The organism is Peterkaempfera griseoplana (genome assembly GCF_001418575.1).
Classification (GTDB): Bacteria; Actinomycetota; Actinomycetes; order Streptomycetales; family Streptomycetaceae; genus Peterkaempfera; species Peterkaempfera griseoplana.
On the sequence record NZ_LIQR01000211.1, the window covers coordinates 1 to 3115 of the forward strand.

3 protein-coding genes are annotated in these 3115 nt (G+C 72.3%); all 3 read right to left on the reverse strand.

What is annotated here, in order from left to right; genetic code table 11:
- Window positions 1-492 (reverse strand): serine/threonine-protein kinase (locus tag AOK09_RS16870; protein WP_157875923.1); only part of this gene is annotated, 492 nt, incomplete at its 3' end.
- A 120-nt stretch (window positions 493-612) separates the two neighbouring features.
- Window positions 613-1758, reverse strand: a complete 1146-nt coding sequence (locus tag AOK09_RS37845; protein WP_245687324.1) for a cytochrome P450 family protein — start codon at window positions 1756-1758, stop codon at window positions 613-615.
- Window positions 1722-3110: a cytochrome P450 gene (locus tag AOK09_RS16875; RefSeq protein ID WP_245687325.1), complete on the reverse strand. Its 1389-nt coding sequence runs from the start codon at window positions 3108-3110 to the stop codon at window positions 1722-1724. The genes AOK09_RS37845 and AOK09_RS16875 overlap by 37 nt, the downstream gene beginning before the upstream one ends.
- Between the last annotated feature and the right edge of the window lie 5 nt (window positions 3111-3115).

The window sequence follows — 3115 nt, forward strand, 5'->3', positions numbered from 1 at the left end:
GATGCCGAAGTCGGTGAGCACCACCCGCCCGGTGCCGCGCTCCAGTAGGACGTTGGCCGGCTTCACGTCCCGGTGCAGTACTCCCCGGCCGTGGGCGGCTCCCAGGGCGTCCAGTACGGCGAGGCCGATCCTGGCCGCCTCCCTGGGTTCGAGCGGGCCGTCGGCAGCGATCACCTCGGCCAGCGACCGCCCGTCCACCAGCTCCATCACGATCCACAGCCGGCCGTCCTGCTCGACCACGTCATGGACGCCGACCACCGAGGGGTGCCTGATCTGTGCGGCGGCCCTGGCCTCGCGCAGGGTCCGCTCCCGCTGCACCTCCGGACCGGCACCGTCCCCGGCCTCCCGCAGATGGACCTCCTTGACGGCCACCTGGCGGTCCAGCAGGGTGTCGTCGGCCCGCCACACCGTGCCCATGCCGCCGCGGCCGAGCGAGGCGCGCAGCGTGTAGCGGCCGCCGACGGTCCGCAGCGTGTCTCCCATGGGGGTCATAATCCCGTACGCCGGACCCGGCGGGCACACCCCCCGACGTACCGTCATCCGCCGCCCATGACAGAGGAGTTGGCGGAACCGCGGCGGGCCCCCGTGAGGGTGCCCGCCGCGGTACGGGGGTCAGACGGCCGGGGTGGTCAGCGCGGGGAGGACCCGGTGCCCGTTGGCCAGCATGGTGCCCAGCGGCTCCAGCTTCTCCGCCGGGACGGCCAGCGTCAGGTCGGGGAAGCGCTCGAACAGGGCGGGCAGGGCGACACTGGCCTCCAGCCGGGCCAGGGACACGCCCAGGCAGTAGTGGGCGCCGTAGCCGAAGGCCAGATGGTCGCGCCGGGTCGGCCGGGTGATGTCGAAGTCGGCGGCGGTGTCACCGTGCAGTTCGGGGTCGCGCCCCGCCGCGCCGTACGAGGCCAGGATCGCCTCGCCCTTGCGGATGGTGATGCCGCCGTCCAGCTCGATGTCCTCCACGGCGTAGCGCAGCGGCAGATGCGGCACGGGGGCCCGCCACCGCAGCGTCTCGTCGATGACGTCGTCCCAGGTGGCCTTGCCCGCCCGGACCAGCGCCAGCTGCTCGGGGTGGGTGAGCAGCGCGGTGATGGCGTTGTCCAGGAGGTTGACGGTGGTCTCGAAGCCGGCGCTGATGGTCAGCAGCAAGGTGTCCAGCAGCTCGGCCTCGCTGAGCGCCGAACCGTCGTCCTCACTGCGGGCCTCGATCAGGTCGGTGGTCATGTCGTCACCGGGCGCCGCCCGCTTGGACGAGACCAGGTCGGTCAGCAGTCCGTAGAGGGCGACCTGGGTGGCCGCGACCTCCTCCGGCTCGGCCGCCGCGTTGAAGACCGAGTCGACGGTCCGGCGCAGCGCGTCCCAGGACTTCTCCGGGACACCCATCAGACCGCAGATCACCTCGATGGGCAGCGGGTGGGCGAAGGCCGACCGCAGGTCGACCGGCTCGCCCGCCGGGGCCGCCTCGACGGCGTCCAGCAGCGCACCGGTGATCTCCTCGACCCGCGGCCGCATGGCCGCCGTCCGGCGCGGGGTGAAGGCCTTGGCGACCAGCTTGCGCAGCCGCATGTGGTCCTCGCCGTACGCGGTGAACATGTTGCGCACCGCGACCCAGATGAAGAACGGCCACTCCTGCGGGATCTCCCCGTTGACGAAGGCCGGCCAGTGCTGGTTGGGGTCCTTGGACACCCGCGGGTCGTTGAGGAGCCGCTTCAGCAACTCGAAGCTGTTTACCGACCACGCCTCCACAGCGTTCGGAAGCTCCACGAGCGTCGCGGCGCCGAGGGAGTGGAGCTCGGCGGACTCACCGTCGAAGTCGCCGCCGGCGGGGTCGAGTCGGAAGGGACAGGTGGGCTGCTGTGCCATGAGCGCGCTCCAGGGTTCTCGTCGGGCTGTACGGGTGCAGCGGAACGGGGGAAGCGGACGGGCAGGGAGCTGAGCGCCCGGTGGAACGGGCCGGGCCGCCAGGACAGCTCGTCGACGGGTACGGCGAGTTCCAGGTCCGGGAGCCGGTCGAGCAGCTTCTCGATGGCCACGGTGGCGATCAGCCGTGCGGGGCTCTTGGCCGGGCAGGTGTGCGGCCCGGCGCTCCAGGCGAGGTGCGCTCGGTTGCCGGCCCGGTGGCCGGCGGGCAGGGAGGGGTCGGTGTTGGCGGCCGCGAAGGAGATCACGATCGGCTCCCCCTCGCGGAACCGGACCCCGTCCAGCTCGGTGTCCTGGACGGGGTAGTGCACGGCGTAGTTCGCCATGGGGGTGTAGGTGGTCCACAGCACCTCGTCGAGGGCGTCCTCCACCGGCAGGCTGCCGCCGGAGAGGTCGCCCGCGAAGCGGTCGTCGGCGAGCAGCAGCCGCAGCGTGTTGGCGATCAGGTTCTGCTGCGGTTCGGTGCCGGCGCCCAGCAGCACCACCAGCTGGTGGATGACCTCCTCGTCGGTCAGCTGCGCCGGGTGGGACATCAGCCAGGAGGTCACATCGGCACCGGGACGCTGGTGCTTCAGCGTGATCAGGTCGATGGTCGCCTGGGTGAGCATCTCGTTGGCCTTCTCGGCGTCCACGCCGTCGAAGATGCCGGACATGCCCGTGACCAGCCGGTCCCCGATGTCGCCGGGGCAGCCGAACATCTGCTTGAAGACCAGCAGCGGCAGCCGCTTGGCGTAGTCGCCGATCAGGTCCGCGGTGCCGTCCCGGCTGAAGCCGTCGATCAGGGCGTCGGCGCTCTGCTCGACATAGTGCCGCAGCTCGTGCGGGTCCACCCGGTCCAGGCTGTCGGTGACGGCGGCGCGCAGCCGGGTGTGCGCCTCGCCGTCCGCGTACAGGCAGTTGGGCCGGTAGACCATCATCGGCACCACCGGGTTGTCGGGGGAGACCTCCCCGGTGGCCAGGGCGCGCCAGCGGCGGGCGTCCTTGACGAAGGTCTGGGTCCCGCGCAGCACCTTGAGGGCGGTGCCGTACGAGGTGACCAGCTTGGCGTCGACACCGGGCGCCAGCTCCACCGGCGCTGCGGGGCCGTACTCCCGCAGCGCCGCGTAGACGGAGTCGGGGTCGGCGGCGAAGTCCGCCCCGTGGAGCGGGATGCGGCCGCTGCCGCCGCCATGGGCGGGGCAGCCGGGGGGCGGCAGTTGAC